The 23,146-nt window shown below is 70.7% G+C and carries 26 protein-coding genes; 14 read left to right on the top strand and 12 right to left on the bottom strand.

The window, feature by feature from the left end; genetic code table 11:
- Positions 1–65 precede the first annotated feature (65 nt).
- Both mqnE and ACFWUY_RS20775 read right to left on the bottom strand, forming a co-directional pair.
- Positions 66–1,229, bottom strand: a complete 1,164-nt coding sequence (mqnE, locus tag ACFWUY_RS20780) for an aminofutalosine synthase MqnE (RefSeq protein ID WP_384110515.1) — start codon at positions 1,227–1,229, stop codon at positions 66–68.
- Between the two features lie 61 nt (positions 1,230–1,290).
- A complete protein-coding gene (locus tag ACFWUY_RS20775) occupies positions 1,291–1,746 on the bottom strand; it encodes an Lrp/AsnC family transcriptional regulator (protein ID WP_361394483.1) in 456 nt (151 codons plus the stop codon).
- Positions 1,747–1,860: 114 nt separating this feature from the next.
- Between ACFWUY_RS20775 and ACFWUY_RS20770 the strand changes: the two genes are divergently transcribed.
- Positions 1,861–1,998, top strand: coding sequence for a hypothetical protein (locus tag ACFWUY_RS20770; protein WP_167346897.1), 138 nt, complete (start codon positions 1,861–1,863; stop codon positions 1,996–1,998).
- Here ACFWUY_RS20770 and ACFWUY_RS20765 read toward each other — a convergent pair whose 3' ends face one another.
- Genes ACFWUY_RS20765 through ACFWUY_RS20755 form a run of 3 tightly spaced genes read right to left on the bottom strand, consistent with a single transcriptional unit; the run spans position 1,999 to position 5,049 of the window.
- The gene (locus tag ACFWUY_RS20765) at positions 1,999–2,667 is read right to left on the bottom strand and encodes a UbiX family flavin prenyltransferase (RefSeq protein WP_384110512.1); all 669 of its coding nucleotides are present in this window, start codon (positions 2,665–2,667) and stop codon (positions 1,999–2,001) included.
- Between the two features lie 31 nt (positions 2,668–2,698).
- Positions 2,699–3,601: a menaquinone biosynthesis prenyltransferase MqnP gene (gene mqnP, locus ACFWUY_RS20760; RefSeq protein ID WP_384110509.1), complete on the bottom strand. Its 903-nt coding sequence runs from the start codon at positions 3,599–3,601 to the stop codon at positions 2,699–2,701.
- A complete protein-coding gene (locus ACFWUY_RS20755) occupies positions 3,598–5,049 on the bottom strand; it encodes a menaquinone biosynthesis decarboxylase (RefSeq protein WP_384110506.1) in 1,452 nt (483 codons plus the stop codon). The genes mqnP and ACFWUY_RS20755 overlap by 4 nt, the downstream gene beginning before the upstream one ends.
- An 89-nt stretch (positions 5,050–5,138) precedes the next feature.
- Here ACFWUY_RS20755 and ACFWUY_RS20750 point away from each other — a divergent pair, with 89 nt between their 5' ends.
- Both ACFWUY_RS20750 and ACFWUY_RS20745 read left to right on the top strand, forming a co-directional pair.
- The gene (locus ACFWUY_RS20750) at positions 5,139–5,519 is read left to right on the top strand and encodes a PLD nuclease N-terminal domain-containing protein (protein WP_384110502.1); all 381 of its coding nucleotides are present in this window, start codon (positions 5,139–5,141) and stop codon (positions 5,517–5,519) included.
- On the top strand, positions 5,519–6,403 hold the full coding sequence (locus tag ACFWUY_RS20745; RefSeq protein ID WP_384110499.1) for a LysR family transcriptional regulator: 885 nt from the start codon (positions 5,519–5,521) through the stop codon (positions 6,401–6,403). The genes ACFWUY_RS20750 and ACFWUY_RS20745 overlap by 1 nt, the downstream gene beginning before the upstream one ends.
- Here the strand turns inward: ACFWUY_RS20745 and ACFWUY_RS20740 are convergent.
- Positions 6,306–7,235 (bottom strand): DMT family transporter, encoded by a 930-nt coding sequence (locus tag ACFWUY_RS20740; RefSeq protein ID WP_384110494.1) that lies wholly within the window; start codon positions 7,233–7,235, stop codon positions 6,306–6,308. The genes ACFWUY_RS20745 and ACFWUY_RS20740 overlap by 98 nt on opposite strands.
- A 148-nt stretch (positions 7,236–7,383) precedes the next feature.
- On the opposite strand from ACFWUY_RS20740, the gene ACFWUY_RS20735 reads away from it, so the two are divergent.
- Together ACFWUY_RS20735 and ACFWUY_RS20730 are read left to right on the top strand one after the other, a co-directional pair.
- A complete protein-coding gene (locus ACFWUY_RS20735; protein ID WP_384110488.1) occupies positions 7,384–8,013 on the top strand; it encodes a flavodoxin family protein in 630 nt (209 codons plus the stop codon).
- Positions 8,014–8,071: 58 nt separating this feature from the next.
- Positions 8,072–8,743 carry a class I SAM-dependent methyltransferase gene (locus ACFWUY_RS20730; RefSeq protein WP_384110483.1) on the top strand — a complete coding sequence of 224 codons (672 nt, stop codon included), beginning with the start codon at positions 8,072–8,074 and terminating at the stop codon, positions 8,741–8,743.
- Here the strand turns inward: ACFWUY_RS20730 and ACFWUY_RS20725 are convergent.
- The 3 genes from ACFWUY_RS20725 to ACFWUY_RS20715 all read right to left on the bottom strand — a co-directional run bounded on the left by ACFWUY_RS20725 (position 8,730) and on the right by ACFWUY_RS20715 (position 10,177).
- Positions 8,730–9,077, bottom strand: coding sequence for a hypothetical protein (locus ACFWUY_RS20725; RefSeq protein ID WP_384110480.1), 348 nt, complete (start codon positions 9,075–9,077; stop codon positions 8,730–8,732). The two genes, ACFWUY_RS20730 and ACFWUY_RS20725, sit on opposite strands and share 14 nt — an antisense overlap.
- Positions 9,074–9,421, bottom strand: coding sequence for a hypothetical protein (locus ACFWUY_RS20720; protein WP_384110477.1), 348 nt, complete (start codon positions 9,419–9,421; stop codon positions 9,074–9,076). The genes ACFWUY_RS20725 and ACFWUY_RS20720 overlap by 4 nt, the downstream gene beginning before the upstream one ends.
- A gap of 552 nt (positions 9,422–9,973) precedes the next feature.
- Positions 9,974–10,177 carry a hypothetical protein gene (locus tag ACFWUY_RS20715; RefSeq protein WP_384110474.1) on the bottom strand — a complete coding sequence of 68 codons (204 nt, stop codon included), beginning with the start codon at positions 10,175–10,177 and terminating at the stop codon, positions 9,974–9,976.
- Positions 10,178–10,430: 253 nt separating this feature from the next.
- Between ACFWUY_RS20715 and ACFWUY_RS20710 the strand changes: the two genes are divergently transcribed.
- The 9 genes from ACFWUY_RS20710 (at position 10,431) to ACFWUY_RS20670 (ending at position 19,704) form a co-directional block, all read left to right on the top strand.
- Positions 10,431–10,976 carry a GntR family transcriptional regulator gene (locus ACFWUY_RS20710; protein WP_384110471.1) on the top strand — a complete coding sequence of 182 codons (546 nt, stop codon included), beginning with the start codon at positions 10,431–10,433 and terminating at the stop codon, positions 10,974–10,976.
- Entirely contained in the window at positions 10,976–11,743 is a 768-nt protein-coding gene (locus ACFWUY_RS20705) for a GntR family transcriptional regulator (RefSeq protein ID WP_384110468.1), read from the top strand. Before ACFWUY_RS20710 ends, ACFWUY_RS20705 begins: the two co-directional genes overlap by 1 nt.
- A 59-nt stretch (positions 11,744–11,802) precedes the next feature.
- A complete protein-coding gene (locus tag ACFWUY_RS20700; protein ID WP_384110464.1) occupies positions 11,803–12,396 on the top strand; it encodes a hypothetical protein in 594 nt (197 codons plus the stop codon).
- Between the two features lie 182 nt (positions 12,397–12,578).
- Complete coding sequence (locus tag ACFWUY_RS20695; RefSeq protein WP_384110461.1) at positions 12,579–12,857, top strand: GntR family transcriptional regulator; 279 nt, start codon at positions 12,579–12,581, stop codon at positions 12,855–12,857.
- A 37-nt stretch (positions 12,858–12,894) separates the two neighbouring features.
- The gene (locus ACFWUY_RS20690; protein ID WP_384110458.1) at positions 12,895–13,347 is read left to right on the top strand and encodes a nucleoside deaminase; all 453 of its coding nucleotides are present in this window, start codon (positions 12,895–12,897) and stop codon (positions 13,345–13,347) included.
- Positions 13,340–14,248, top strand: coding sequence for an isopenicillin N synthase family dioxygenase (locus ACFWUY_RS20685; RefSeq protein ID WP_384110455.1), 909 nt, complete (start codon positions 13,340–13,342; stop codon positions 14,246–14,248). Before ACFWUY_RS20690 ends, ACFWUY_RS20685 begins: the two co-directional genes overlap by 8 nt.
- Before the next feature lie 111 nt (positions 14,249–14,359).
- Positions 14,360–16,462 (top strand): hypothetical protein, encoded by a 2,103-nt coding sequence (locus ACFWUY_RS20680; RefSeq protein WP_384110452.1) that lies wholly within the window; start codon positions 14,360–14,362, stop codon positions 16,460–16,462.
- A 4-nt stretch (positions 16,463–16,466) separates the two neighbouring features.
- A complete protein-coding gene (locus ACFWUY_RS20675) occupies positions 16,467–18,035 on the top strand; it encodes an ABC transporter substrate-binding protein (protein ID WP_384110449.1) in 1,569 nt (522 codons plus the stop codon).
- Positions 18,036–18,213: 178 nt separating this feature from the next.
- Positions 18,214–19,704 (top strand): MFS transporter, encoded by a 1,491-nt coding sequence (locus ACFWUY_RS20670; RefSeq protein ID WP_384110446.1) that lies wholly within the window; start codon positions 18,214–18,216, stop codon positions 19,702–19,704.
- Positions 19,705–19,716: 12 nt separating this feature from the next.
- On the opposite strand, the gene ACFWUY_RS20665 is transcribed toward ACFWUY_RS20670, so the two are convergent.
- The 3 genes from ACFWUY_RS20665 to ACFWUY_RS20655 are packed head-to-tail and all read right to left on the bottom strand — an operon-like array spanning position 19,717 to position 23,088.
- Complete coding sequence (locus tag ACFWUY_RS20665; protein WP_384110443.1) at positions 19,717–20,256, bottom strand: SRPBCC domain-containing protein; 540 nt, start codon at positions 20,254–20,256, stop codon at positions 19,717–19,719.
- 37 nt (positions 20,257–20,293) lie between these two features.
- Positions 20,294–21,376: a c-type cytochrome biogenesis protein CcsB gene (gene ccsB / locus ACFWUY_RS20660; RefSeq protein WP_384110438.1), complete on the bottom strand. Its 1,083-nt coding sequence runs from the start codon at positions 21,374–21,376 to the stop codon at positions 20,294–20,296.
- On the bottom strand, positions 21,373–23,088 hold the full coding sequence (locus ACFWUY_RS20655; RefSeq protein ID WP_384110694.1) for a cytochrome c biogenesis protein ResB: 1,716 nt from the start codon (positions 23,086–23,088) through the stop codon (positions 21,373–21,375). The genes ccsB and ACFWUY_RS20655 overlap by 4 nt, the downstream gene beginning before the upstream one ends.
- Positions 23,089–23,146 lie beyond the last annotated feature (58 nt).

Below are 23,146 nucleotides of genomic sequence, written 5' to 3'. Positions count from 1 at the left end.
AACTCCCGCCGGCCCCTCTCCTCGTACCGCTACGTATCTCTACGTAGCTCTGCGTCCCCGCGTCCTCAGACCCGCATCGCCTGCGGCGTCTCCCGCCGCTCCGTGTCCGGGCCCGGGTACTCGCGGATGATCTCGTACCGGGTGTTCCGCTCGACCGGCCGGAAGCCCGCGTCCCGGATCAGTTCGAGCAGGTCCTCGCGGCCCAGCTTGTTCGGCGTGCCGTAGTTGTCGGCGTCGTGAGTGATCTTGTACTCGACGACCGAGCCGTCCATGTCGTCGGCGCCGTGCTGGAGGGCGAGCTGCGCGGTCTGGACGCCGTGCATGACCCAGAAGACCTTGACGTGCGGCACGTTGTCGAAGAGCAGCCGGGAGACCGCGAAGGTCTTCAGGGCCTCGGCGCCGGTCGCCATCGTGGTGCGCGCCTGGAGCTTGTTGCGGACCTTGCCGTCCTGCATGTCGACGAAGTCGTGCTGGTAGCGCAGCGGGATGAAGACCTGGAAGCCGCCGGTCTCGTCCTGGAGCTCACGCAGCCGCAGCACGTGGTCGACGCGGTGACGGGGCTCCTCGATGTGCCCGTACAGCATCGTGCTCGGGGTCTTCAGACCCTTCGCGTGCGCGAGGCGGTGGATCCGGGACCAGTCCTCCCAGTGGGTGCGGTGGTCCACGATGTGCTGCCGGACCTCCCAGTCGAAGATCTCGGCGCCGCCGCCGGTCAGCGACTCGAGACCGGCTTCGATGAGCTCGTCGAGGATGTCGGAGGCGGACATCCCGGAGATCGTCTCGAAGTGGTGGATCTCGGTGGCGGTGAAGGCCTTCAGCGAGACGTTCGGGAGGGCCTTCTTGAGCTCGGAGAGGGAGCGCGGGTAGTACCGCCAGGGCAGGTTGGGGTGCAGCCCGTTGACGATGTGCAGCTCGGTGAGGTTCTCGTTCTCCATGGCCTTCGCGAGGCGCACGGCCTCCTCGATGCGCATGGTGTACGCGTCCTTCTCGCCCGGCTTGCGCTGGAAGGAGCAGTAGGCGCAGGAGGCGGTGCAGACGTTGGTCATGTTCAGATGCCGGTTGACATTGAAGTGGACCACGTCGCCGTTCTTGCGGGTCCTGACCTCGTGGGCCAGACCGCCGAGCCAGGCGAGGTCGTCGGACTCGTACAGGGCGATGCCGTCCTCACGGCTCAGCCGCTCACCGTCCCGGACCTTCTGCTCAAGTTCGCGCTTGAGTCCAGCGTCCATGTACGGCCGCCTCCCTTTATCTCCGAAATAAGCCTTGCCAACCGTACTCTCAGCCGATCCGTCAGCCTTCCTCGGGCAGCTCCCCGACCCGGTTCTCCCACTTCGTGGAGAGCACGATCGTCGTGCGGGTGCGGGAGACGCCCTTGGTGCCGCTGAGCCGGCGGATCGTCTTCTCCAGGCCGTCGACGTCGTTCACGCGGACCTTGAGCATGAAGGAGTCGTCGCCGGCGATGAACCAGCAGTCCTCGATCTCGGCCAGGTCCTTGAGGCGGCGGGCCACGTCCTCGTGGTCGGCGGCGTCGGAGAGCGAGATGCCGATGAGGGCGGTGACGCCGAGGCCGAGCGAGGCGGCGTCGACGGTGGCGCGGTAGCCGGTGATGACTCCGGCGGCCTCGAGCCGGTTGATGCGATCGGTGACGGAGGGGCCGGAGAGCCCGACGAGCCGGCCGAGCTCGGCGTACGAGGCACGGCCGTTCTCGCGCAGAGCCTGGATGAGCTGCCTGTCCACGGCGTCCATAGGTATGAAGCCTTCCATTGTCCAGCGATACCGCGAGTTTAGGTATAGAATCTAAGGTACACAGGGGTCGACACCCTGTGAATCTTTCAGCAGATCAAAGACGATCTTTCAGGAGTGGTGTTCACCGTGTACACGATCGAGATGGCCTACGCCCGTATGCGCGAGCTGCAGGACCTGGCCAACCGCTCGCGTGCCCACCAGCCGACCGCCGCCTCCAAGCGTGCCGACAAGAAGCACGCGAAGAAGCGCTGATCAGACCGGGGGGGTCGCTCCACCGAGCTCTCCCTCCCACCGGCGGTACAGCCGGTGCGGCACCCCTGCCGCGTCGAGCACCCGCCCGGCGACGAAGTCCACCAGGTCCTGGATGTGCGTCGCCCCCGCGTAGAACGCCGGAGAGGCGGGCAGCACCACGGCGCCCGCCTCGTCCAGCGTCACCATGTGCTTGAGCGTCTGACCGTTCAGCGGGGTCTCCCGCACGGCGACCACCAGCGGCCGCCGCTCCTTCAGCGTCACGCTCGCGACCCGCTGCAGCAGGTCCTTCGAGAGTCCCAGTGCCATTCCCGCCACCGCGGCGGTCGAGGCGGGCACCACCAGCATCCCCTTCGCCGGGTACGAGCCGGACGACGGCCCCGCGGCCAGATCGCCGGCCGCCCAGTACCGCACACCGCTGACGTCGACGCCGAAGGTGTCGGGCTTCCCGTCGGCGCCCCGCGCCAGCCACGTCCCCAGGTCCTCGCGCCAGTGCGCGTCCCGGAAGGAGATCCCCGTCTCGTCGAGCAGCGTGAGCCGCGAGGCCCGCGACACGACGAGGTCGACGCTCTCCCCCGCGGTGAGCAGCCCCCTCAGGACGGCGGCGGCGTACGGCGTACCCGACGCCCCGGAAACCCCCACGATCCAGGGGGTGCGCTTGCCGTCGCTCATGCCGTCGAGCCTATCCGTCATCAGGCCGGGGTCACGGGGTGAGCCCGCGGACCAGCAGGTCGAGCAGCGCGCACACGAACAGGCTGATCCCGATGAACCCGTTCGTCGTGAAGAACGCCCGGTTCAGCCGGGACAGGTCGTGCGGCTTCACGATCGAGTGCTCGTAGCAGAAGGCGGCCACCACGATGACGAGGCCGGCCCAGAAGAACAGCCCCGCGCCCGTGGCGAGGGCGTACCAGACGAGGAGCCCGGTCGTGACGACCGCGGAGCCGCGGGCGCCCCACAGCGCCGCCGGGACCCCGAACCGCGCCGGGACGGACATGACGCCCTCGGCCCGGTCCGCCTGCACGTCCTGGCAGGCGAAGATCAGGTCGAAGCCGCCGATCCAGATGCCGACGGCGAGGCCCAGGATCACCGCGTCCCAGGACCACGCGCCGGTCACCGCGAGCCAGGCGCCGATGGGCCCCATGGCCTGGGCGAGCCCGAGGATCGCGTGCGGGAAGTTCGTGAACCGCTTGCCGTACGGATAGACGACCATCGGGATGACGGCGAGCGGCGCGAGCGCCAGACAGAGCGGGTTGAGCAGGGCCGCGGCGCCGAGGAAGACGACGACGGCGATCCCGGCCCCGGTCCACGCGGACCGCACGGACACGGCCCCCGTCACCAGCTCGCGCCCCGCCGTCCGCGGGTTGCGCGCGTCGATCTCGCGGTCGATGATCCGGTTGCAGGCCATGGCGAAGGTCCGCAGCCCCACCATGCAGACGGTGACGAGGAAGAGCGTCCACCAGTGGATCTCCCGGTCGACCTGGTACATGGCCGTCAGGGCGGCGATGTACGCGAAGGGCAGCGCGAAGACCGAGTGCTCGATCATCACGAGCCGCAGGAAGGCCTTCGTGCGCCCCGGCTGGGCGCCGGGCACGGCCGCGGTGGTCACAGTCCGTACTCCTTCCAGCGGCGGTCCACCAGGGCGGCCGTCGCCGGGTCCGACTCGACCATGTCCGGCCAGCCGCCGTCCCGGGTGTAGCCCTCCTCGGGGAGCTTCTTCGTGGCGTCGATGCCCGCCTTGCCGCCCCAGAACTGCTGGTAGGAGGCGTGGTCGAGATGGTCGACCGGACCCTCGACGACGGTCAGGTCACGGGAGTAGTCGGTGTTCCCGAGGGCCCGCCAGGACACCTCGTGCAGGTCGTGGACGTCACAGTCCTTGTCGACCACGATGATCAGCTTGGTCAGCGACATCATGTGCGCGCCCCAGATGGCGTGCATGACCTTCTGCGCGTGCTTCGGGTACTTCTTGTCGATCGAGACGATCGCGCAGTTGTGGAAGCCGCCCGACTCCGGCAGGTGGTAGTCGACGATGTCCGGCACGATGATCTTGAGCAGCGGCAGGAAGAACCGCTCCGTGGCCCGCCCGAGCGGCCCGTCCTCGGTCGGCGGCCGGCCGACGACGATCGACTGGAGCAGCGGACGCTTCCGCATGGTCACGCAGTCGATCGTCAGCGCGGGGAACGGCTCCTGCGGCGTGTAGAAGCCGGTGTGGTCGCCGAACGGACCCTCCGGCAGCATCTCGCCGGGCTCCAGCCAGCCCTCGATGACGACCTCGGCGTTCGCCGGGACCTGGAGCGGGACGGTCTTGCAGTCGACCATCTCGATCCGCTTGCCCTGCACGAAGCCGGCGAAGAGGTACTCGTCGATGTCGCCCGGCAGCGGGGCCGTCGAGGCGTACGTGACGGCCGGCGGGCAGCCGAAGGCGATGGCGACCGGCAGCCGCTCGCCCCGCTCCGCCGCGACCGCGTAGTGGTTCCGGCTGTCCTTGTGGATCTGCCAGTGCATGCCGATGGTGCGCTTGTCGTGGCGCTGGAGCCGGTAGAGGCCGAGGTTCCGCACCCCGGTCTCGGGGTGCTTGGTGTGCGTGAGCCCGAGGTTGAAGAAGGAGCCGCCGTCCTTGGGCCAGGTGAAGAGCGCGGGGAGCTTGTCGAGGTCGACGTCGTCCCCGGTGAGGACGACCTCCTGCACAGGAGCGTCCTTCACCTTCTTCGGCGGCACGTGGACCATCGAGCCCAGCTTGCCGAAGGCCTCCCGGACACCGACGAAGCCCTGCGGCAGCTCGGGCTTGAGGAGCCCGCCGATCTTCTCGCTGATGTCCGCGTACGACGTGAGGCCCAGCGCCTTGAGCAGCCGCCGGTCCGTCCCGAAGACGTTCATGGCCAGCGGCATCGAGGAACCCTTGACGTTCTCGAAGAGGAGCGCCGGGCCTCCCGCCTTGTTCACCCGGTCGACGATCTCCCCGACCTCCAGGTACGGGTCGACTTCGGCCTTGATGCGCTTGAGGTCGCCATCGCGCTCAAGCGCCCTGAGCAGCGAGCGGAGATCGTCGTAAGCCATAGGGGCAAGTATCGGTCACCGGCTAGGCTTGACCTGTCACCGGGGCCTTCGAAACGAGCCCCGCCACCGCTTCCAGGGGGCTGTCCCACATGCTCAGGGCGCTGCTGTTCATCCTGCCGCTGGCGCTGATGATCTACGCCTTCATCGACTGCCTGAACACCCCGGAGGAAGAGGTCAAGCACCTTCCGAAGCCGGTGTGGGCCATCGTGATCCTGCTGTTCTCGGTGGTCGGCGCGGTCGGCTGGATCGCCGCGGGCAAGGACCGCCGGCCGAGGACCCGGGGCGGTGCGGGCGCGGGCGGCTGGGTCGCCCCCGACGACAACCCCGAGTTCCTGAAGTCGCTCAAGGACGAGAAGAAGAGCGAGAAGCACGACGAGTCCGACGAGTCCGTCCTCGACGACCTGGAGGCGGACCTCCGTCGCGAGGAGGAACTGAAGAAGCGCGAGCGCGGCGAGGACACCGAGGGCTGATGGAGCTGCGGCTCCTGGCCACCTTCGAGAAGGTCGCCGACGTCCTCTCCTTCACCCGGGCCGCCGCCGACCTCGGCTACGCGCAGTCCAGCGTCACCGGCCAGATCCGCTCCCTGGAGTCCTCGCTCGGCGTGGAGCTCTTCGAGCGGCTCGGCAGCCGCATCCGGCTCACGGAGGCGGGTGAACGCCTCCTCCCGTACGCCCGCCGCATGGCGGAGCTGGCGGAGGAGGCCCGTACGGCGGTGGAGGTCACCGAGGAACCCTCGGGAACGATCGCGGTGGGCACGATGGAGTCCCTCACCTCCTACCGGCTGCCGCCGCTCCTGGAGTACTTCCACCACCGCTACCCGGCCGTGCGGCTCACCCTGCGGCCCACGCTCGGGGACGAGACCCGGCAGGCGCTGCGGCAGGGCACGTACGACGTCGGTTTCCTGATGGAGCCCGACACGGAGCACGAGGGCCTGGAGTCGGAGGTCCTCGCGCCGGAACCGCTGGTCCTGGTGGCGGGTCCTGGCCATCCCCTGGTGGGGCGTACGGCCCTGACGGCCGCGGACCTGGCCGGGGCGCAGCTGGTGGGCACGGAACCCGGCTGCCCGTACCGCGACCTGTTCGAGGCGGAGCTGCGGGAGTGGGCGCCGCCGTTCATGGAGTTCGGCACGATCGAGGCGACGAAGCGCGGGGTGGCGGCGGGCCTGGGGGTGGCGCTGCTGCCGAGGGTCGCCGTCTCCGGGGAGCTGGCGACCGGGGCACTCGTGGAACTGGACTGGGAGGCCCCGTTCACGCTCTTCACACAGCTCGCGTGGCGGCGGGGGAAGCGGCTTCCGGCGCATGTCCGGCTGTTCGTGGAGCAGGCGCGGCGGCTGGTGTCCGAGCAGCGAGGGTGACCTTGAGGCTGGCGAGGACGATCAGCGGGACGCCGAGCGCCTGGACGAGCCCGATGTGGTGCCCGTACACCGCCCAGTCGACGCCCATGGCGACGGCGGGGTAGGTGAAGGCGAGGACGGCGATCTTGGCGGTGGGCAGCTTGGCGTAGGCCGCGTACATGAGCACGTACATGAGCCCGGTGTGAATGAGCCCGAGCCCGACGAGCCACAGCCACCCGCTCCCGAGCCCGCCGACGGCGCCGAAGTCGGCGAAGGGCAGCAGCAGCGGAAGCCCGACGAGCACCTGCACGAGGGCGACGAGATGGGGTCGTACGCCGGTGATCCGCTTGGTGACGAAGGTCGCGAGGGCGTAGAGCACGGCGGCGGCGAGCGCGAACCCGAGCCCCTTGAGGGAGGCGGTGTCCCCGGGCCGTACGCCGGAGACGAGCACGAGCCCGACGAAGGCGAGGCCGAGCCACCCGAGCTTCCCCGCGGATATCCGCTCCCTCATGAACACCGCCCCGAGGAGCACGAGGAAGAAGGGCTGGGTGTGGTAGACGACGGTGGCGAGGGAGATCGAGGTGGCTTCATAGGCCTCGAAGAGGAAGACCCAGTTGAAGACGATGAAGACCCCACCGAGCGCGGCGAGCCCCAGCTTCCCGCCGGTGAACCCGTGCCCGGTGAAGAACCCCCGGGCGAGGCTGTACGCGCCGAGGGCGGCGGCCCCGAAGAGGCACCGGAAGAACACCACCTCGAACGGCGACGCCCCGGACTCGACGACGAAGACGCCGAGGGTGCCGGAGAGCACCATGGCGAGGGTGAGTTCGACGGTTCCCCTGGTCTCGTTTCTCATGGGAACGACGCTACGGACGGGCCCGGAGCGGGTCCACGAGCCAGTGGGGCGTCCTCCCGATGGGGCCGATCGGCGGAGCCGATGGGGGACGGAATACCCCCGGTGAAGGCGGAGTTGGCACCGGAACACCCCTGAGACCGGAGCGGACATGACCCACGACACGACAGGCGCCACGAACGGCCCGGACCGTTCGTTCCTCTTCGTCCTCGGCAGCTCGCGCCCGGACGGCAACACGGAGATCCTCGCCCGCGCCGCCGCCGCGCAACTCCCGTCCCACGTCCCCCAGCGCTGGCTGGACCTGAACAGGCTCCCCCTGCCGGACTTCCAGGACGACCGGCACGGGACGACCGGCTGGCAGGCGGGCGAGAACGAGGAACTGCTGCGCCGGGCCACGCTGGAGGCGACGGACATCGTCATCGCGTCGCCCCTGTACTGGTACAGCCTCTCCGCGCAGGCCAAGCGCTACCTCGACTACTGGTCGGGCTGGCTGGACGTACCGGAGCTGGACTTCAAGCGGCGGATGGAGGGCCGGACGCTGTGGGGCGTGACGGCCATGTCGGACTCCGAGCACGTCGTCGGGGACGCCCTGACGACCACCCTGAACCACACGGCGGCCTACCTCCGCATGCGCTTCGGCGGCGTCCTGACGGGCACGGGCTCCCGCCCGGGCCGCGTCCGCGCCGACGAACGCGCGATGCGCCGCGCGAAGACCTTCTTCGAGAGCGAGACACCGCTGGCGCGGTTCCCGTACGAGGAGGGGGCCGGGACCGGCGTGTAAGGACCCCGGTAGGCCAGGGGCGTCGATGGACGGGCCCGCCGCATGTGAAAGGACGAGGGTGCGCGAACAGGACGCCGACGCGTGGGACGTGTGGAGCGCGGCCAGGCCGGGACGCAAGGAGACGAACGCGGCCGGGGCGGCGACGTGGTTCAACTGGACTCAGTGGCCCGACCACGGGCCCGACGAGAGGGTCCTCGGTGACGTCTCCGGTGCGCGGGTCCTCGACCTGGGCTGCGGAAACGGCGGAAACCTCGCCCACCTGACCGCACTGGGGGCCGAAGCGGTCGGCGTGGACATCTCGCCCGTCCAGGTGGCCAAAGCGCGTGAACGCCGGCCGCACCTCGACGTGAGGCGACAGACGGCCGAGGAGTTCCTCGCGGCAGCCACGCACGAGTTCACGGCCGTCTGCTCGGTCTTCGGAGCCGCCTGGTTCACCGATCCCACCGAGCTGCTGCCCCTGGTCCGTGCGCGCCTCGCATCTGGCGGCGTCTACGCGTTCTCCCACAACCCACCGGCCTTGGCGGGTTGCTACGGGCCGCAGGCGTCCCAGGTGCGGCCGCCGGAGAAGGAGGCGGAACCCCTGTACGTGAAGCGCTGGGACTACGAGCCCGGCCGCTGGACGGAGATCCTCCAGCGGGCCGGGTTCACGGACGTGACGGCCGAGGTGCTCGCTCCTCCGGAAGGGAAGCGAACAGGGACTCTGCTCGTCCGGGGCGTCAGAGGAGGGTAGGAGCCGCCGGATGGCAGGCGCACCCGCACACGAGATAACGGACTCCTTGTACGCCGCTGTCGCGGGGTACGTGATCCCGGCACTGGTCGTGGAGGCCCATGACGCAGCGCGGTGACCTGTACTCCGGCTCGACGGGCCCGGCCGCCAGGGCGTCGGCCAGCAGGGACACGGTCACCGCGTCGGCGATCTCCGGCGTCACCCGCCAGCCGTCGCCCGCGCGGTCGCGGTGCGAGCCGTCGTGCCCGACGGCGAGCACGCAGACCGAGCCGCCCCACACCGGCCGCACCACCTCCGCGACGGCGAGCACGGACCGCCGTGCGCCGCAGCGGCTCATCGGGCAGCCCCGGCGTGGATGTTCCGCTGGTCGACGTCCACCCCGACGGTGGCCAGCCACAGCGTCCGCCGCCGCCTGCGCTGCACTGTCCGGGACGTGTCCGGCGCCAGGTAGGGACGTTCCAGAGGCGACCGGGAGCCGTCGAGCGGTGCCGTCTGCTCCCGGGCGTAGGGAGACCGCCGGACGGGGGCGCGATGGCGCGGCGCCCGGGGCCGGGACGCCGGGCGGGGGTGGGTGACCGGGCGGGGCCGGTGCCGGCCGGTGGGCGGCAGGGTCAGCATGAGCAGCCCGAGCAGTACCGGAATCAGGGCCCTGCCCAGTACGCGCGCGATAGGGTTTTGCACGTCATCAACTCCGTTGGTAGTTGGTGGCCATGCCCCGGGGCCGTTCCAGCGGTCGCCGGGGTCTTACGTTTCGTGCCCCACACTGTTGTATGACTACCTAGCGTGGTCATATGAGCCTTGACCCGCAGTCGGCCCGCCCGCTGTACATGCAGCTGGCCGAAGTGATCGCAGCGAAGATCGAAACCGGGGAGTACGCCCCGACCGGATGATCCCCACACCGGCCCCTCTCGCCGGGAGTACGGCATCGCCGTACTGACTGCCCGCCGGGCCATGCGTGAGCTCCGCGAGCGCGGACTGATCATTACCGTGCCCGGCAAGGGCTCCTATGTCACCCCCGTCGGAGGGTGAGGCCCGCCCCCTAGATAGGTCATCTGAAGGCCGTATCCGCATTCGTGGCGCGGGATGAGAAGCCCACCGCCCTGTGCGCGGCACGGATGATGTCCCCCGCCGCCCGTACGCATCGCCGGCTCTCCTCCGGGGTCACGGCGATGGCCAAGCTGGCGACGAGCGCAATGACGGTGATCACGTCGGCCACGACAGCGAGGCGCCGACTCATCGGGCGGGCCCGATGTTATCGGCCGCAGTCGACCAGCTGATGCCGCTCGCGGACTGGATGTAGGCGATGCGGACGAGCCGGCCGCCATGCCTCTCGTGGACGGCGGCTGTCAGCTTCCCTTCACCCCGGCCCGCGATGTCGCGGACCTGGCGGTGAAGGAGAGGGTGCTCCTCCCGGCCCTCGATGTCCACCGGGTTCACCGCTCGGACTCCTCGCGGACGTCGGACCATCGATCGAGAAACTTCTGCCATCCGGCTTCGGCGCGAGCGCGGAGAGCCGGGCTCAAACCCGATGGCGGCACAGGTGCGTCCTGCCACCGCCCGTCGGTGTCCGTCGTTTCCATGACAGCGACCTTAAGCGCAAGCCGCTATAAGCGGCAAGCGCTTAAGGTGAATCCACTGGTTCGGCTGAAGGAAGTAGGGTCGCTGACAACACTGAGTCGGAGGTACGAGCATGTCGGGCGATGCGTGGATCAGCGAGACTGCGCCGTACCTGGCCCCACGCGCCCCTGGCCAGCACGACGCGTGGACCGATGAGGCCGCTCGCCGCGGACGCCGTGGCGGCCAACTACTTCTCCAGGCAGGCGAAGTGGTCGCTCCCGACACTGTCTGCGCTGCCCTGCAGTTGCCTCCCGGTGAGCACGTGATCGTCAGGCGCCGGCTGATCCTGCTCGATGACCAGCCCGTGGAGCTGGCCGACTCCTACTACCCCCTCGCCATCGCCGGCGGCACACCACTCGCGGAACGGCGCAAGGTGCCCGGTGGCGCCATCAGTCTGCTCAAGGACTTGGGGTACACCGGCGCCGAGGTCGTGGAGGACGTGAGTGCCGCCCTCGCCACCGCAGATGAGTGCGAGCACCTGGGCCTGCCCGAGGGGAGCGCCGTCCTGCGGCTGCTCCGTCTGACGCGCACCGCCGACGGAACGCCGATGGAGGCCTCCCTGATGACCATGCCGGCCGACAGGCACCTCACGTACCGGCTCGGGAAGCAGGGCGTGTGATGGCGAAGGAGTTCAAGGATCCGAGATCACCGCACCAGAAGATCGCGGCGGAGCTCCGACGCCAGATCACCCGCGGCGACCTCCTTCCGGGCAGCAAGCTGGGGTCGACGGCCGAACTGATGGAACAGCACGGCGGCGTTGCCAACACCACCGTCCAGAAGGCCCTCCAGATGCTGAAGGCCGAGGGACTGCTCGAAGGGCTCCCCGGCAGGGGCGTATACGTGCGGCAGCACGCACAGCAGTCCATCGAGCCGATCACCTACATGAAGTCGGCCGGGCCGGGCGAGCCCTACCCGTGGGTGTCCGAGGCGGCGAAGCGGCAGCAGGTCGGCAGGTCACGGCTCCTCGACGTCGAGGTCGTCACCCCGCCGCAGGAAGTGGCCGAGGCCCTGCAGTTGGAGGAGGGCGGGCGAACCGTGCTCCGCAAGCAGATCCTGTTCCTGGACGAGGAGCCCACAGAGCTCACGAGGTCGTACTACCCGCTGAGCCTGGTCGAGGGCACGGCGATGCTGGAGAAGAAGCGGATTCGGGGCGGCACGCCGGCACTGCTCGACTCGATGGGTTTTCCCCCGCGCGAGTTCGTGGACGAGCTCTCGTCCGAGATCCCGACGGAGGAAGAAGTCGTCGCTCTGGAGCTTCCGAAGGACATGCCGGTTCTGTTCGCCTTCCGGGTGGTCTATTCAGACGATCGGCTTCCGATCGAGGTCACGCTGATGACGAAGGCGGCACATCGCTACAGGATGAGATACAGGTCGCCCGTGGAGTAGCGCCCCTGCGGTGTCGGTGGCAGCCCGTACTGTGCGCCCCTGTTCATCGAGGAGGTTCCATGGGGTTTTCGGGTCATCTGGTCTTTGCCCGTAGCGAGCATCCGCTGCTGGAAGCGCCCCTGTTCGGCAGCGTCGAGCAAGGACTGAAGGGCGGCGTGCATGAGTGGTGGCCGCGGCCGGGCGGCTGGCAGACCCTGCAGCTGACACAAGGAATCTGGGAGGACGGTCACCTGTCCGCCCTGGTCAGATGGACTGGCGCACCGGCCTGCGTCGCCGACGTCTCCGACAGCAGCCTCGCCCTTGTGACCGGCCTGGACACCAACGGACAGCGCTGGCAAGCATGGCTCAACCTGGACAACGCCGCGGCCCTTCTCGTCGAGGTGCCCGAGGACTTGGACGACATGAGCCTGTGGGTAACCACCCCTGAGTCCGACGAAGCCATGGGTCGTAAACGCGCAGAGCTCGACGCCGAGGTGCCGGCCGACGCCGAAGGCGCTCTCATATGGGCATCGGCAGCCGGCATCCGGACGGCGGCGCAGCAGCCCCGGATCGAGGAGCTGCTGCGCTCGCAGGAGCCCTTTGCAGAAGACCTGTTCAGCGCATTGCTGGACGAGTTGGGCTTTCCGGAAGCCACCCAACCCTCGCAGCCATGAAGAACGACGTCTCAACCCAGGGCCGATACGACGAAGATCGACCGAGGCTCTTGTCGATCCTCACCGACCTTGTCGATCGACGAGCCCGGCCGTCAGGGCGTGGGCCAGCAGGGACACGGTCACCGCGTCCGCGATCTCCGGCATCACCCAGCAGCCGTCCCCCGCGCGGTTACGTTGGTCGTGTGACCGACCGCAGCAAGATCCCCGACTTCGATCCCCAGGGCCCCCAGCTGGTGTACGTCGCGGTGGCCGACCACATCGCCGCCCGGATCACGGCCGGCGAGCTGTCCCCGGGCGCTCGCCTGCCTGCCGAGCGTGACCTTGCCGAGGAGTACGGCGTCGCCTATCTGACGGTCCGCCGCGCGGCCCGGGTCCTGCGGGAGCGAGGCCTGATCCTGACCGTTCACGGCAAGGGCACGTTCGTCGTCGATCCACTGCCCATGGGCGAGGGCCAGCAGTAGGTGTGACGGTGCGGGTCCGGCGGGGAAGGCTCCCCGCATGGACCACGAACAAGCCCGCCGCTGGCTCGCCACCGCCCTGGCCGAAGCCCGCGCCGGGCTCGCCGAGGGCGGGATCCCCATCGGGGCCGCGCTCTACGGGGCCGACGGCTCGCTGCTCGGGCGCGGGCGCAACCGGCGCGTGCAGGACGGGGACCCGTCGGCGCACGGGGAGACCGCCGCCTTCCGGGCGGCCGGGCGGCAGCGCTCGTACCGGGGGACGACCATGGTCACCACCCTCTCGCCGTGCTGGTACTGCTCCGGGCTCGTCCGGCAGTTCGGGATCTCGCGGGTCGTCGTCGGCGAGGCGGAGACCTTCCACGGCGGGCACGACTGGCTGGCGGAACACGGGGTCGAGGTCCTCGTGCTCGACGACCCCGAATGCGTCGCCCTCATGCGGGAGTTCATCGAGCGGAACCCCGCCCTCTGGAACGAGGACATCGGCGATGAGTGAGGCGAGCCTTCCGACCGTCGACCTGCGCCGCGACCCCGCCCCGCAGCTCCCCGCCGTCGACCGCGCCCTCCGCGAGGCCGGGTTCCTGCTCGTCACCGGGCACGGTGTCGATCCCGACCTCCGGAAGGACATCCGCGCCGCCGCCCGACGGTTCTTCCACCTCCCGCCCGCCGCCAAGGAGCCGTACGCCGTGCGGGTCGGCGGCCGGGGCTGGCTCGGGCCCGGTGCCGAGGCCAACGGGTACGCGGAGGGGACCGCGACCCCGCCCGACCTGAAGGAGTCGCTCTCCTTCGCGGCGGACGAGCCGACCGGGGACCCGGCCGTGGACGCCGAGTGGTTCCTGCCGAACACCTGGCCCTCCGAGGTCCCCGAGCTGCGGCCGCTGGTGGAGACCTACCTCGCGCGGATGAAGGCGCTCGCCGACCGCGTCCTCGACCTGCTCGGCACGGCGCTCGGCGAGGAGCGGGACTTCTTCACCCGGCACACCGGGCATCCCACCTTCGGTTTCAACGTCAACTGGTATCCGGGGCGGGAGCGGACGGGCGATCCGGAGCCGGGCCAGTTCCGGATCGGCCCGCACACGGACTTCGGCACGGTCACCCTCCTCGACCGGGAGGCGGGCAAGGGCGGGCTCCAGGTCTTCACCGACGCGGGCGGCTGGCAGGACGCCCCGTACGATCCCGACGCCTTCACCGTCAACATCGGTGATCTGATGGCCGGTTGGACCGGCGGACGGTGGCGTTCGGGGCGCCACCGGGTGCTGCCGCCGCCGGCCGACGTACCGGCGGAGGAGCTGATGTCGCTGGTGTACTTCTACGAGTGCACGCCCGGAACGACGATCCACGGCATCGAGTCGCACCGCTATCTGCGGGGCCGGCTCGACGCCATCGCCACGGACTGACAACGCATCAGCAACGCCCGTACAACGACTCGAAAGCAGTGTCGAAAAGCCGACCGCTTTCCCAACACGCCGTCGATATCCTTGTGTTGACTGTGACGGGGGTGGCGGGGCGTGGACAGGGAGCTGTACGGCCGCGAGGCGGTCCTGCACGATGCCGGGCTGGTCGCGCGGCTCAGCGGCCTCACGCGGCACGGCGCCGCCCGGGTGCCGTTCGAGCACGGGGACGACCCACCGGTCACGGTGTTCACCGGCGGGCGCGGTACGGGGAAGACCGCCCTGCTCAAGGAGGTCCGCAACCGCTACAAGGGGTACACGCCGCTCGCGCTGCTCGACTGCGCGCACGTCGAGCCGCCCGCCGACCACGGCCCCGGCTGGACCCCGGTCACCGGGGCGCTCGCCGAGCTCGCCGTCCAGCTGTCGCCGAAGGTGCTCGGCGCGCGGCCCGTGCGGTTCCCCCGGCTCTCGCTCGGCCTGGTGGCCGTCGCCTCGCTCAGCTGGTCCCGGGAGGACGACGAGCGGGCGCGGCGCGACCTGCTGCGGCTCGGGCCGCTGCTCTCCACCGTCGACGCGACCAGGGGCGCCGCCGCCAACTGGGTCGGCAAGGTCCTCGCCAAGCTCGCCGCGCGGTTCGCCGAGGCCGCCGTCCCGCTCGCCGGACTGCTCGCCGAGGCGACCGTGGAGACCGTCCTCGAAGAGGTGTTCGGCCGTCTCCAGCGTGCCTCGGAGAACTGGTACGGCAGCTATCGCAACGCGGGCGGGAACGGCAAGGCCGGTCTCCAGCAGCTCGCGATCGACTTCGAGCAGGGCGGCAGGCGCCGCCGCGAGGCCGAGGACTTCCTCGTCGGCGCCCTGACCGAGGACCTCCGCCACGCCTACACCGGGTTACGGCGCGGCAGCCGTATCGGCCGCCCCCTGATCCTCCTCGACAACGCCCACGAGCCGCTCGGCCGGCAGCTCGTCGAACCGGTTCTGCGCGCCCGCGCCGAGGGCCGCCGCGACCGGGTCGTCGTCCTCGCCGCCTCCCGGATCCGCGAGCACGAGGGGCTGCGGCACGCCACCAGGACCCGGCTTCCGGAGACCGCGCACCGGGCGCCGTGCCCGCGCGGGACGAGCGTCGGCTCCGGCATCCTCGCCGTCGAACTGACGCCGCTGTCCCCCGCCCAGACCCGCTCCGCCTTCGACCGTTACGATCCGGCCGGCCGGACGCCCCCCGAACTCGCCCGCGCCGTCCACCGGCTGACCGGCGGCCGCCCGCTCGGCGTGGCGCTCCTCGGCCGGGCCGCCGGCGAGGCCCCGGAGCACCTGCGGGCGGGGCTGACCCCGGGCGGGCTGCTCGACCTGACCGTGGAACTGCGCGAGGACACCCCGCCGGTGCCCGTCGCCCCGACCCTGCTCGCCGAACTCCTCCCGGTGCGCAGGCCCGGCCCGTACGCGGTGCTCGCCGCCGCCCACGACGAGGAGTCCGCCCGGATGCTCGCCCACGCCCGGCTCCAGGGCGAGTCCCTGGACGGGGACGTGGCGCTGCGCGTCCGCGACCAGCTGCGCTCCGAGGACTGGCCGGAGGGTCCGGGCCACTTCGTCGCCGACCCGCTGCTTCGCGCGCTGCTCCTGCACCGGCTCCGCTTCGAGGACGGCGACCATCCGCGGTACGCCGCCTGGCACGCCGTCCACGAGACCCTGCACCGGCACTACGGGCCCGAGACGGGACCGTACCGGCTCCATCACGACCTGGCGCTCGGCCGCACCGAGGAGGCCGTCGGCCATCTGCGGGAGACGTTCCCCGAGCAGGACGTCCTCGGCTGGCTGGGGCGGCTGCGGTTCATCGGGTCCGCGCCCTGCCCCCGGGAACGGAACGGGACCGGTCCCGACCCGCGCCAGGCGGTCGCCCTCGGCCAGGGGCCGCTCGGCGAGCTGCCGCCGGGTCTCGACGCCGACGCCACCGAACTGCACCTGTCGATACGGCGGTTGCTGCACGCCGTATGGCTGCTGACCGATCCGCTCGCACTGCCCGACGACGAGGTGGCCGACCGCCTCGCGCACGAGCTGCGCCGGCTCTCCGGCCGTCATCTGACGGGCAGCGGTTCGCTCTGGGACGCGGCCACCCACTGGCCGCGCGACATCCGTGCCTGGCGGGAGCTCTCGCTGCCGCCGGGCCGCGAGGAGCCAGGCGATCCGACCCGACCGACAAGACGCCCCTCCGAGGACGGAGTCTGACGCCATGCCCGACCGTCTGACCGACCGGCAGCCCGACCGTCTGACCGACCGGCTGCGCCGCCGCGTCCGCACCCCCCGCCAGAAGCTCGTCGCCTCGGTCGTCGCGGCCGCCGTCGTCCTCGGCCTCGGCGGCTACGGCATCGCCCGGCTCACCACCCCGGAGGACCGTTCCTGCGCCCCCGGCGTCGAGCGACCCGCGAACAGCGACGAATGCGTCGGCGTCAACGGCGCCGGCCACGACTTCGGCATCGCCGAACTCCGCGACATCGCCACCGCGATCAGCGAGGAGAACGCCACCCTCAAGGCCGGCGAGTACGTGACCGTCGCCGTGCTCCTGCCGCTGACCTCCACCGACAGCGGCATGCGGACCAAGGTGCTGCACGAGCTCCAGGGCGCGTACGCCTACCAGTTCCGCGCCAACCACGAGTCCAACGAGGAGACGCCCCGGATCCGGCTCGTCCTCGCCAACACCGGACAGGGCAACGCCCACTGGCGCACCACCGTCGACCGGCTCGTCGCCATGACGGACACCGCCGACCGGCTGCGGGCCGTCTCCGGCGTCGCCACCTCCTCCACCGAGATACGGGACGCGGTGACCGCCCTCACCGGAGCCGGGATCGCCGTCGTCGGCACCACCATCACCGCCGACGACATCGCCAACGGCCCCGGCCCCGGCAACCGCTACCCCGGCCTCGCCCGCGTCTCCCCCACCAACGGCGACGAGGCGAAGGCCCTCGCCCACTTCGGCAAGGTCGACGCCGCCAAGGCGTTCCTCGTCCAGGACACCCGGACCGGCGACCACTACACCGACACCCTCAAGGCCGCCTTCGCCGCCAACCTCGAGGGCGCCCCGCACGAACCGGCGCTCTTCACCTCCCCCGCCGACCCGACCGCCGAGGGCACCACCGCCAACACCTTCCGGCAGATCACCCATCTGATCTGCGACACCCGCGCCGAGACCGTCTTCTTCGCGGGCCGCCACACCCAGCTGCGCCAGTTCATCAACGCGCTCGGCTCCCGCGGCTGCGTCGACCGCGCCTTCACGGTCCTGACCGGCGACGAGGGCTCGTACCTGGGCGCGGACGAGAAGCTCGACCGGAACGCGCTGAAGGCGAAGCTGACCGTGCGGTACGCGGCGCTCGCCCACCCCGACGCCTGGAAGCCGGCGCCCGGCCGGCCGGTCCCGGCGACGGGCGGCTCGGTGGTGGCGTACTCGACCTTCGTGACGGACGTCGCCCGCGCCTCGAAGACGCCGGTGCCGCTCGCGGACGGGCAGGCGATCGTCGCGTACGACGCGATGGCGACGGCGGTCCACGCGATCCGCCAGGCCACCCCGCAGGGCTCGCCCTACCCGGCGCTCGCCGACGTGGGCACCCAGTGGCCGCAGGTCAAGGGCTCGCTGCGGGTGCAGGGCGCGAGCGGCTGGATCTGCCTGGACAACTACGGGAACCCGCACAACAAGGCGGTCCCGATCGTGGAACTGGCCCAGGACGGCTCGCAGCGCTTCGTCCAGATCGCCTGGCCGGAGGGCCGCCCGCCGACCACCTCCTGCCTCCCGCCGAAGCGCGGCTGACCCCCGGGCTCCCTCACCCGGGTCCCGTCCCCGCCCCCCGAACGGCCGAGCGGAACCGGGGAGCTGTTGTCGCCCCCCGGCGGCTCCGCCGAAGCTGGGACAGCGGCTCGCGCGGGCATGCCCGGCCGTCCCGGGGGTACGCGGGCAGCCGCCTGACGGGACGAAGGGAGCACGATTCATGGGAGTCGACTCGGTATCGGCACCGGCCCCGGTGCCCGCGGACAGGGGCTCGGTCGTCACCACGGCGGTCCCGGCCCGCCTGGACCGCCTGCCGTGGTCACGGTGGCACTGGATGATCGTGATCGGCCTCGGCACCGTCTGGATCCTCGACGGCCTCGAGGTCACGATCGTCGGCAACGTCGCCGGCCGCATCGCGGAGGAGGGCAGCGGCCTCGCCATCACCTCCGCGCAGGTCACCGGCGTCGCCGCCGCCCTGTACGTGGCGGGGGCCTGCTCCGGAGCGCTGTTCTTCGGCTGGCTCACCGACCGCTACGGGCGCAAGAAACTCTTCATGATCACCCTGGCCGTCTATCTGGGCGCGACGGCGATGACGGCGCTGTCCTTCGAGTCCTGGTGGTTCTTCCTCTTCCGCTTCCTCACCGGCTTCGGCATCGGCGGCGAGTACGCGGCCATCAACTCGGCGATCGACGAGCTGATCCCGTCCCTCTACCGGGGCCGGGTCGACCTCATCATCAACGGCAGCTACTGGCTGGGCGCCATCGGCGGCGCCCTGCTGTCGATCGTCATGCTGGACACCGACATCTTCCCGAAGGACCTCGGCTGGCGGCTCAGCTTCGCCCTGGGCGTCGTCCTCGGCCTCGTCATCCTGCTCGTCCGCAGGCACGTGCCGGAGAGTCCACGCTGGCAGTTCATCCACGGCCGGGGGGAGTCCGCCGAGGAGCTGGTGTCGACGGTCGAGCGCGAGATCGAGCGGGAGAAGGGCGAGGCGCTGCCGCCGCCGGCCGGCGAGATCACCATCCACCAGCGCAGGAGCATCGGCTTCGGGCTGATCGCGAAGACCGTCTTCGCCCGCTATCCGCGCCGCGCGGTCCTCAGCCTGTCGCTCTTCATCGGGCAGGCGTTCCTCTACAACGCCATCACCTTCGGCTTCGGCGCCATCCTGACCACGTTCTTCGACGTACCGACCGGGAACACCGGCTACTACTTCGCCGTCATCGCGGCGGGCAACTTCGTCGGTCCGCTGCTGCTCGGCAGGCTCTTCGACACCGTCGGACGCCGGATCATGATCTCCTCCACGTACCTGCTGTCGGGCCTGCTCCTGTTCGGGACGGCATGGCTCTTCGACCGGGGCTCGCTGACGGCGACGACCCTGACGGCGTGCTGGTGCGTGGTGCTGTTCTTCGCGTCGACCGGTGCCTCCAGCGCGTACCTGACCGTCTCCGAGATCTTCCCGATGGAGACCCGGGCGATGGCCATCGCCTTCTTCTACGCGCTCGGCACCGCGGCCGGCGGCATCAGCGGCCCGCTGGTCTTCGCCGAGCTCACCGAGTCGGGCGTCGTCGGCGACACGGTCCTCGCGTTCCAGATCGGCGCCGGGCTGATGTGCGCCGCCGGCCTGGTGGCGGCGTTCCTGGCGGTGAACGCGGAACGGCGCTCCCTGGAGGACATCGCCGAACCGCTGTCGGTGGCGAAGCGGGAGATCTCCTAGGAGCCCTCGGGCTCAGGGCTCCCACTTCGGCCAGGGGGCGTCCTCGCGTTCGTACAGATCCCGTAGGTGCCGCCACCGCTCGGACGTCCGCTCCCGCCAGTCGGCGGGGTGGCCGTCCAGGGCGCGCGCGAGCAGCTCGAAGTGGTCGTGCCACGCCGCGAGACGGTCGAGGCGGTGCTCCCGCGGCCCCCGGAGCTCGTTGGTGAAACGCAGCACGGTCGACCCGTCGCCACCGGGTCCGGGCCCCGACTCCAGGCGGAACCGGATCCGGCCGTGCGTCGGATCGACCGTGTACTCGGCCACGCGCTCGGTGTCCCAGGCGGTCACCCGCCCCGTGTCCTCGATGTCACCGCTGGTCAGCCGGTGGAGGGTGACCCGGCCGCCGAGCCGTGGTTCCAGCGGGTCCACCGCGCACAGCCAGCCGGCCAGGCCCTCGGGCGAGGTCACTGCCTTCCACACCTCGGGCACGGGGTGCGGAAGCTCGACGACGAACCGCAGCAGGTGCGTGTCCCCGTCGTGGGTCTCGCTCCTGCCCCGGGGTATCTCGCTCATGCCTCAAGCGTCACCCAGGGACGGGCCCGCTGCCAGCTCAGACGCCGGCGTACGAGTGCTTGCTGTTCACGAAGATGTTGACGCCGTAGTAGTTGAACAGGAAGCAGCCGAAGGCGATGAGCGCGATGTACGCGGCCTTCCGCCCCTTCCAGCCGGCCGTCGCGCGCGCGTGCAGGTACGCGGCGTAACCGACCCAGGTGATGAAGGACCAGACCTCCTTGGCGTCCCAGCCCCAGTAGCGGCCCCACGCGTCACCGGCCCAGATCGCGCCCGCGATGATCGTGAAGGTCCAGAGCGGGAAGACGGCCGCGTTGACCCGGTACGAGAACTTGTCGAGCGAGGCCGCGGAGGGCAGCCGTTCCATGACCGAGCGGGCGAAGGCGCCCGGGTTACCGCCGGTCGCGAGCTTGTTCTCGTACGAGTCGCGGAAGAGGTACAGCAGGGTGGCGACCGCGCCGAGGTAGAAGACCGCGCCGCAGAAGATGGCGGTGGAGACGTGGATCCACAGCCAGTACGAGTCGAGCGCGGGGACCAGCTGGTCGCTGGGGGTCTTCAGCCAGGTGGTGGCCATGCCCAGGTCGAGGAGGACGGTCGTGACCAGCGGCAGGCCGAGCCAGCGGACGTTCTTCTTGGCGACGAGGAAGCCGAGGTACGCGCCGACCGCCACCGTCGAGAAGGTGGTGGAGAACTCGTACATGTTGCCCCAGGGGGCCCGCTGCACGGCGAACGCCCGGGAGATCACGCCCGAGGCCTCGACCAGGAAGGCGAGGACGGTGAGCGAGACGGCGATCCGGCCGTACAGGTCGCCCTTGACCGTGCCGCCGGCGGCGCCGGGGCCGTCCGGCACGTCACGGCTGCCGGCGGCGGCGCGGGTGACGACCTTCGGCTTGTCCAGGACGGCGGCGCCTCCGCCCTGCTTGACCTGGACCGTCACGGCGGCGGTGGCCGCGGTGGCGCGCGGGGTGAGGGCGGCGGCGGTACGGCCGACCTTGCTGCGGCTGCCGAGCACCCACTCGGCGATGTGGGCGAAGAAGGCCAGGGTGTAGACGGCCATCGAGGAGTAGATGAGCAGGTCGCTCACCTGCGCCAGGCCTTCGTTGGTCGTGGCGGCGAGGATCACTTGTCGGCCTCTCCAGAAGGGGCAGGGTCTTCTGCGGGTTCTTCCGCGGGTTCCGGTACGACGGGCTCCGGTACGGCTTCGGGCGCGGGCGGCGCCTGGGTCGTGAGCGCGACCGCGAGGTCGCCCAGCTCCTCCGGCAGCCTGGCGGACTCGCTCCGGCCGAGCCCGGCCATCTCGACGACGGTCACGCCGTCCTCACCCCGTACGGCCCGGACCCAGATCCGGCGCCGCTGGATGAAGAGCGAACCGGTCAGTCCGGCGATGGCGGCGATCGCGCCCGCGAGGGCGAGGCCGTTGCCGGGCTGCTGCGAGATCTGGAAGCTCGCCCACTCCTTGATGTCCTTCTCGAAGGTGATCGAGCCGGCACCGTCGGGCAGGGTCATCGTCTCGCCGGGCCGCACCCGCTGGGCGAGACCGGTGCCCTTGCCGAGCTTGAACTGGGTCATCTTGGAGGTGTCCAGCTGGTACACGTTCTGCGGCAGACCGGAGTCCACGCCCAGACTGCCGTGGTAGCCGGTGAGCGCCATCAAGGGGGAGACGAGCCCCGGGAACTGCGAGAACATGGTGCCGTGGCCGGCGCCGGCGAAGGTCGGCACGAAGAAGGCGTTGAAGCCCAGCTGCTCCTTCTTGCCGTTCTTGTCGCGGTAGCCGTCCATGACCTTGATCGCGCCGGTCGACGTGATGTTGTTGTCGATGGGCAGCAGCGGCACCGCGCCGTGGAAGACGGTCTTGCCCCGGCCGTCCTTGACGGTGACGACGGGCGCGTACCCGTGGGCGATCAGATAGACCTTCGAGTCGCCGACCTCGAGCGGCTCGTTGACCCGGATGACGGCCTTCTTGTCCGTACCGCCCTGGGAGTAGGTGACGGCCGCCTCGAAGGTGCGCGGGGTGCCGCGCTGGGGGCCGCTCTTCTCGTACGTGCCGTCGAAGGAGTCGAGCGTGAAGCTGAACGGCTCCAGCTCGTCGACGCCGAACTGGGAGCCCGACTTGAAGTCGTCGTACTGGGTGAGCGTGTTGGAGAAGCCGTCGCCCTCGACGATCAGCTTGCCGCCCTCGGACTTGAAGAGCTGGCCCCAGGCGAAGGCGACGAGCATCACGATGAGGGCGATGTGGAAGGCCAGGTTCCCGGCCTCGCGGAGGTAGCCCTTCTCGGCGGCCACGGCGTCGTCGGCCGTGTGGGCGCGGAAGCGGCGGCCCTTGAGGAGACCGAGCGCGGCCTCGCGGACCTGTTCGGGCTCGGCCTCCGTACGCCAGGTCGTGTACGCGGGGAGGCGGTCGAGGCGCCGGGGGGCGCCCGGCGGGCGGCTGCGGAGCTGGCCGACGAACTGCCAGGTGCGCGGCACGATGCAGCCGATGAGGGAGACGAACAGCAGGATGTAGATCGCGGAGAACCACGCCGAGCTGTAGACGTCGAAGAGCTGGAGCTTCTCGTAGAGCGGGGTGAGGGTCTCGTGCGCCTTCTTGAAGTCCGCGACCTTCAGCTCGTCCACGCCGGTCTGCGGGATGAGGGAGCCGGGGACGGCGCCCAGGGAGAGCAGGAAGAGCAGGATCAGGGCGACCCGCATGGAGGTCAGCTGCCGCCAGAACCAGCGGACCCAGCCGACGATCCCGAGCGTGGGGCCGCCGATGGCGGTCTCGCTCCGGTCCTCGGTGGGAGCGGTCGACAGCTGGGCGCCGGCCGCTTCGTCGGCCTTGCGCTCGGTCTCCGTCATACCGGTCTCCGTCGTACCGGTCTCCGTCGTACCGGTCTCCGTCGTACCGGTCTCCGTC

It is taken from the genome of Streptomyces sp. NPDC058664, assembly GCF_042716635.1.
Taxonomy (GTDB): Bacteria; Actinomycetota; Actinomycetes; order Streptomycetales; family Streptomycetaceae; genus Streptomyces.
This window is presented reverse-complemented; position numbering and strand designations above follow the sequence as displayed.

Coding starts and splice junctions, on each gene's coding strand:
- mqnE (WP_384110515.1), bottom strand. CDS start 1,229: ATGGACGCTGGACTCAAGCGCGAACTTGAGCAGAAGGTCCGGGACGGT.
- ACFWUY_RS20775 (WP_361394483.1), bottom strand. CDS start 1,746: ATGGACGCCGTGGACAGGCAGCTCATCCAGGCTCTGCGCGAGAACGGC.
- ACFWUY_RS20765 (WP_384110512.1), bottom strand. CDS start 2,667: ATGAGCGACGGCAAGCGCACCCCCTGGATCGTGGGGGTTTCCGGGGCG.
- ACFWUY_RS20755 (WP_384110506.1), bottom strand. CDS start 5,049: ATGGCTTACGACGATCTCCGCTCGCTGCTCAGGGCGCTTGAGCGCGAT.
- ACFWUY_RS20750 (WP_384110502.1), top strand. CDS start 5,139: ATGCTCAGGGCGCTGCTGTTCATCCTGCCGCTGGCGCTGATGATCTAC.
- ACFWUY_RS20745 (WP_384110499.1), top strand. CDS start 5,519: ATGGAGCTGCGGCTCCTGGCCACCTTCGAGAAGGTCGCCGACGTCCTC.
- ACFWUY_RS20740 (WP_384110494.1), bottom strand. CDS start 7,235: ATGAGAAACGAGACCAGGGGAACCGTCGAACTCACCCTCGCCATGGTG.
- ACFWUY_RS20735 (WP_384110488.1), top strand. CDS start 7,384: ATGACCCACGACACGACAGGCGCCACGAACGGCCCGGACCGTTCGTTC.
- ACFWUY_RS20725 (WP_384110480.1), bottom strand. CDS start 9,077: ATGAGCCGCTGCGGCGCACGGCGGTCCGTGCTCGCCGTCGCGGAGGTG.
- ACFWUY_RS20710 (WP_384110471.1), top strand. CDS start 10,431: ATGTCGGGCGATGCGTGGATCAGCGAGACTGCGCCGTACCTGGCCCCA.
- ACFWUY_RS20705 (WP_384110468.1), top strand. CDS start 10,976: ATGGCGAAGGAGTTCAAGGATCCGAGATCACCGCACCAGAAGATCGCG.
- ACFWUY_RS20700 (WP_384110464.1), top strand. CDS start 11,803: ATGGGGTTTTCGGGTCATCTGGTCTTTGCCCGTAGCGAGCATCCGCTG.
- ACFWUY_RS20690 (WP_384110458.1), top strand. CDS start 12,895: ATGGACCACGAACAAGCCCGCCGCTGGCTCGCCACCGCCCTGGCCGAA.
- ACFWUY_RS20685 (WP_384110455.1), top strand. CDS start 13,340: ATGAGTGAGGCGAGCCTTCCGACCGTCGACCTGCGCCGCGACCCCGCC.
- ACFWUY_RS20675 (WP_384110449.1), top strand. CDS start 16,467: ATGCCCGACCGTCTGACCGACCGGCAGCCCGACCGTCTGACCGACCGG.
- ACFWUY_RS20670 (WP_384110446.1), top strand. CDS start 18,214: ATGGGAGTCGACTCGGTATCGGCACCGGCCCCGGTGCCCGCGGACAGG.
- ACFWUY_RS20665 (WP_384110443.1), bottom strand. CDS start 20,256: ATGAGCGAGATACCCCGGGGCAGGAGCGAGACCCACGACGGGGACACG.
- ACFWUY_RS20655 (WP_384110694.1), bottom strand. CDS start 23,088: ATGACGGAGACCGAGCGCAAGGCCGACGAAGCGGCCGGCGCCCAGCTG.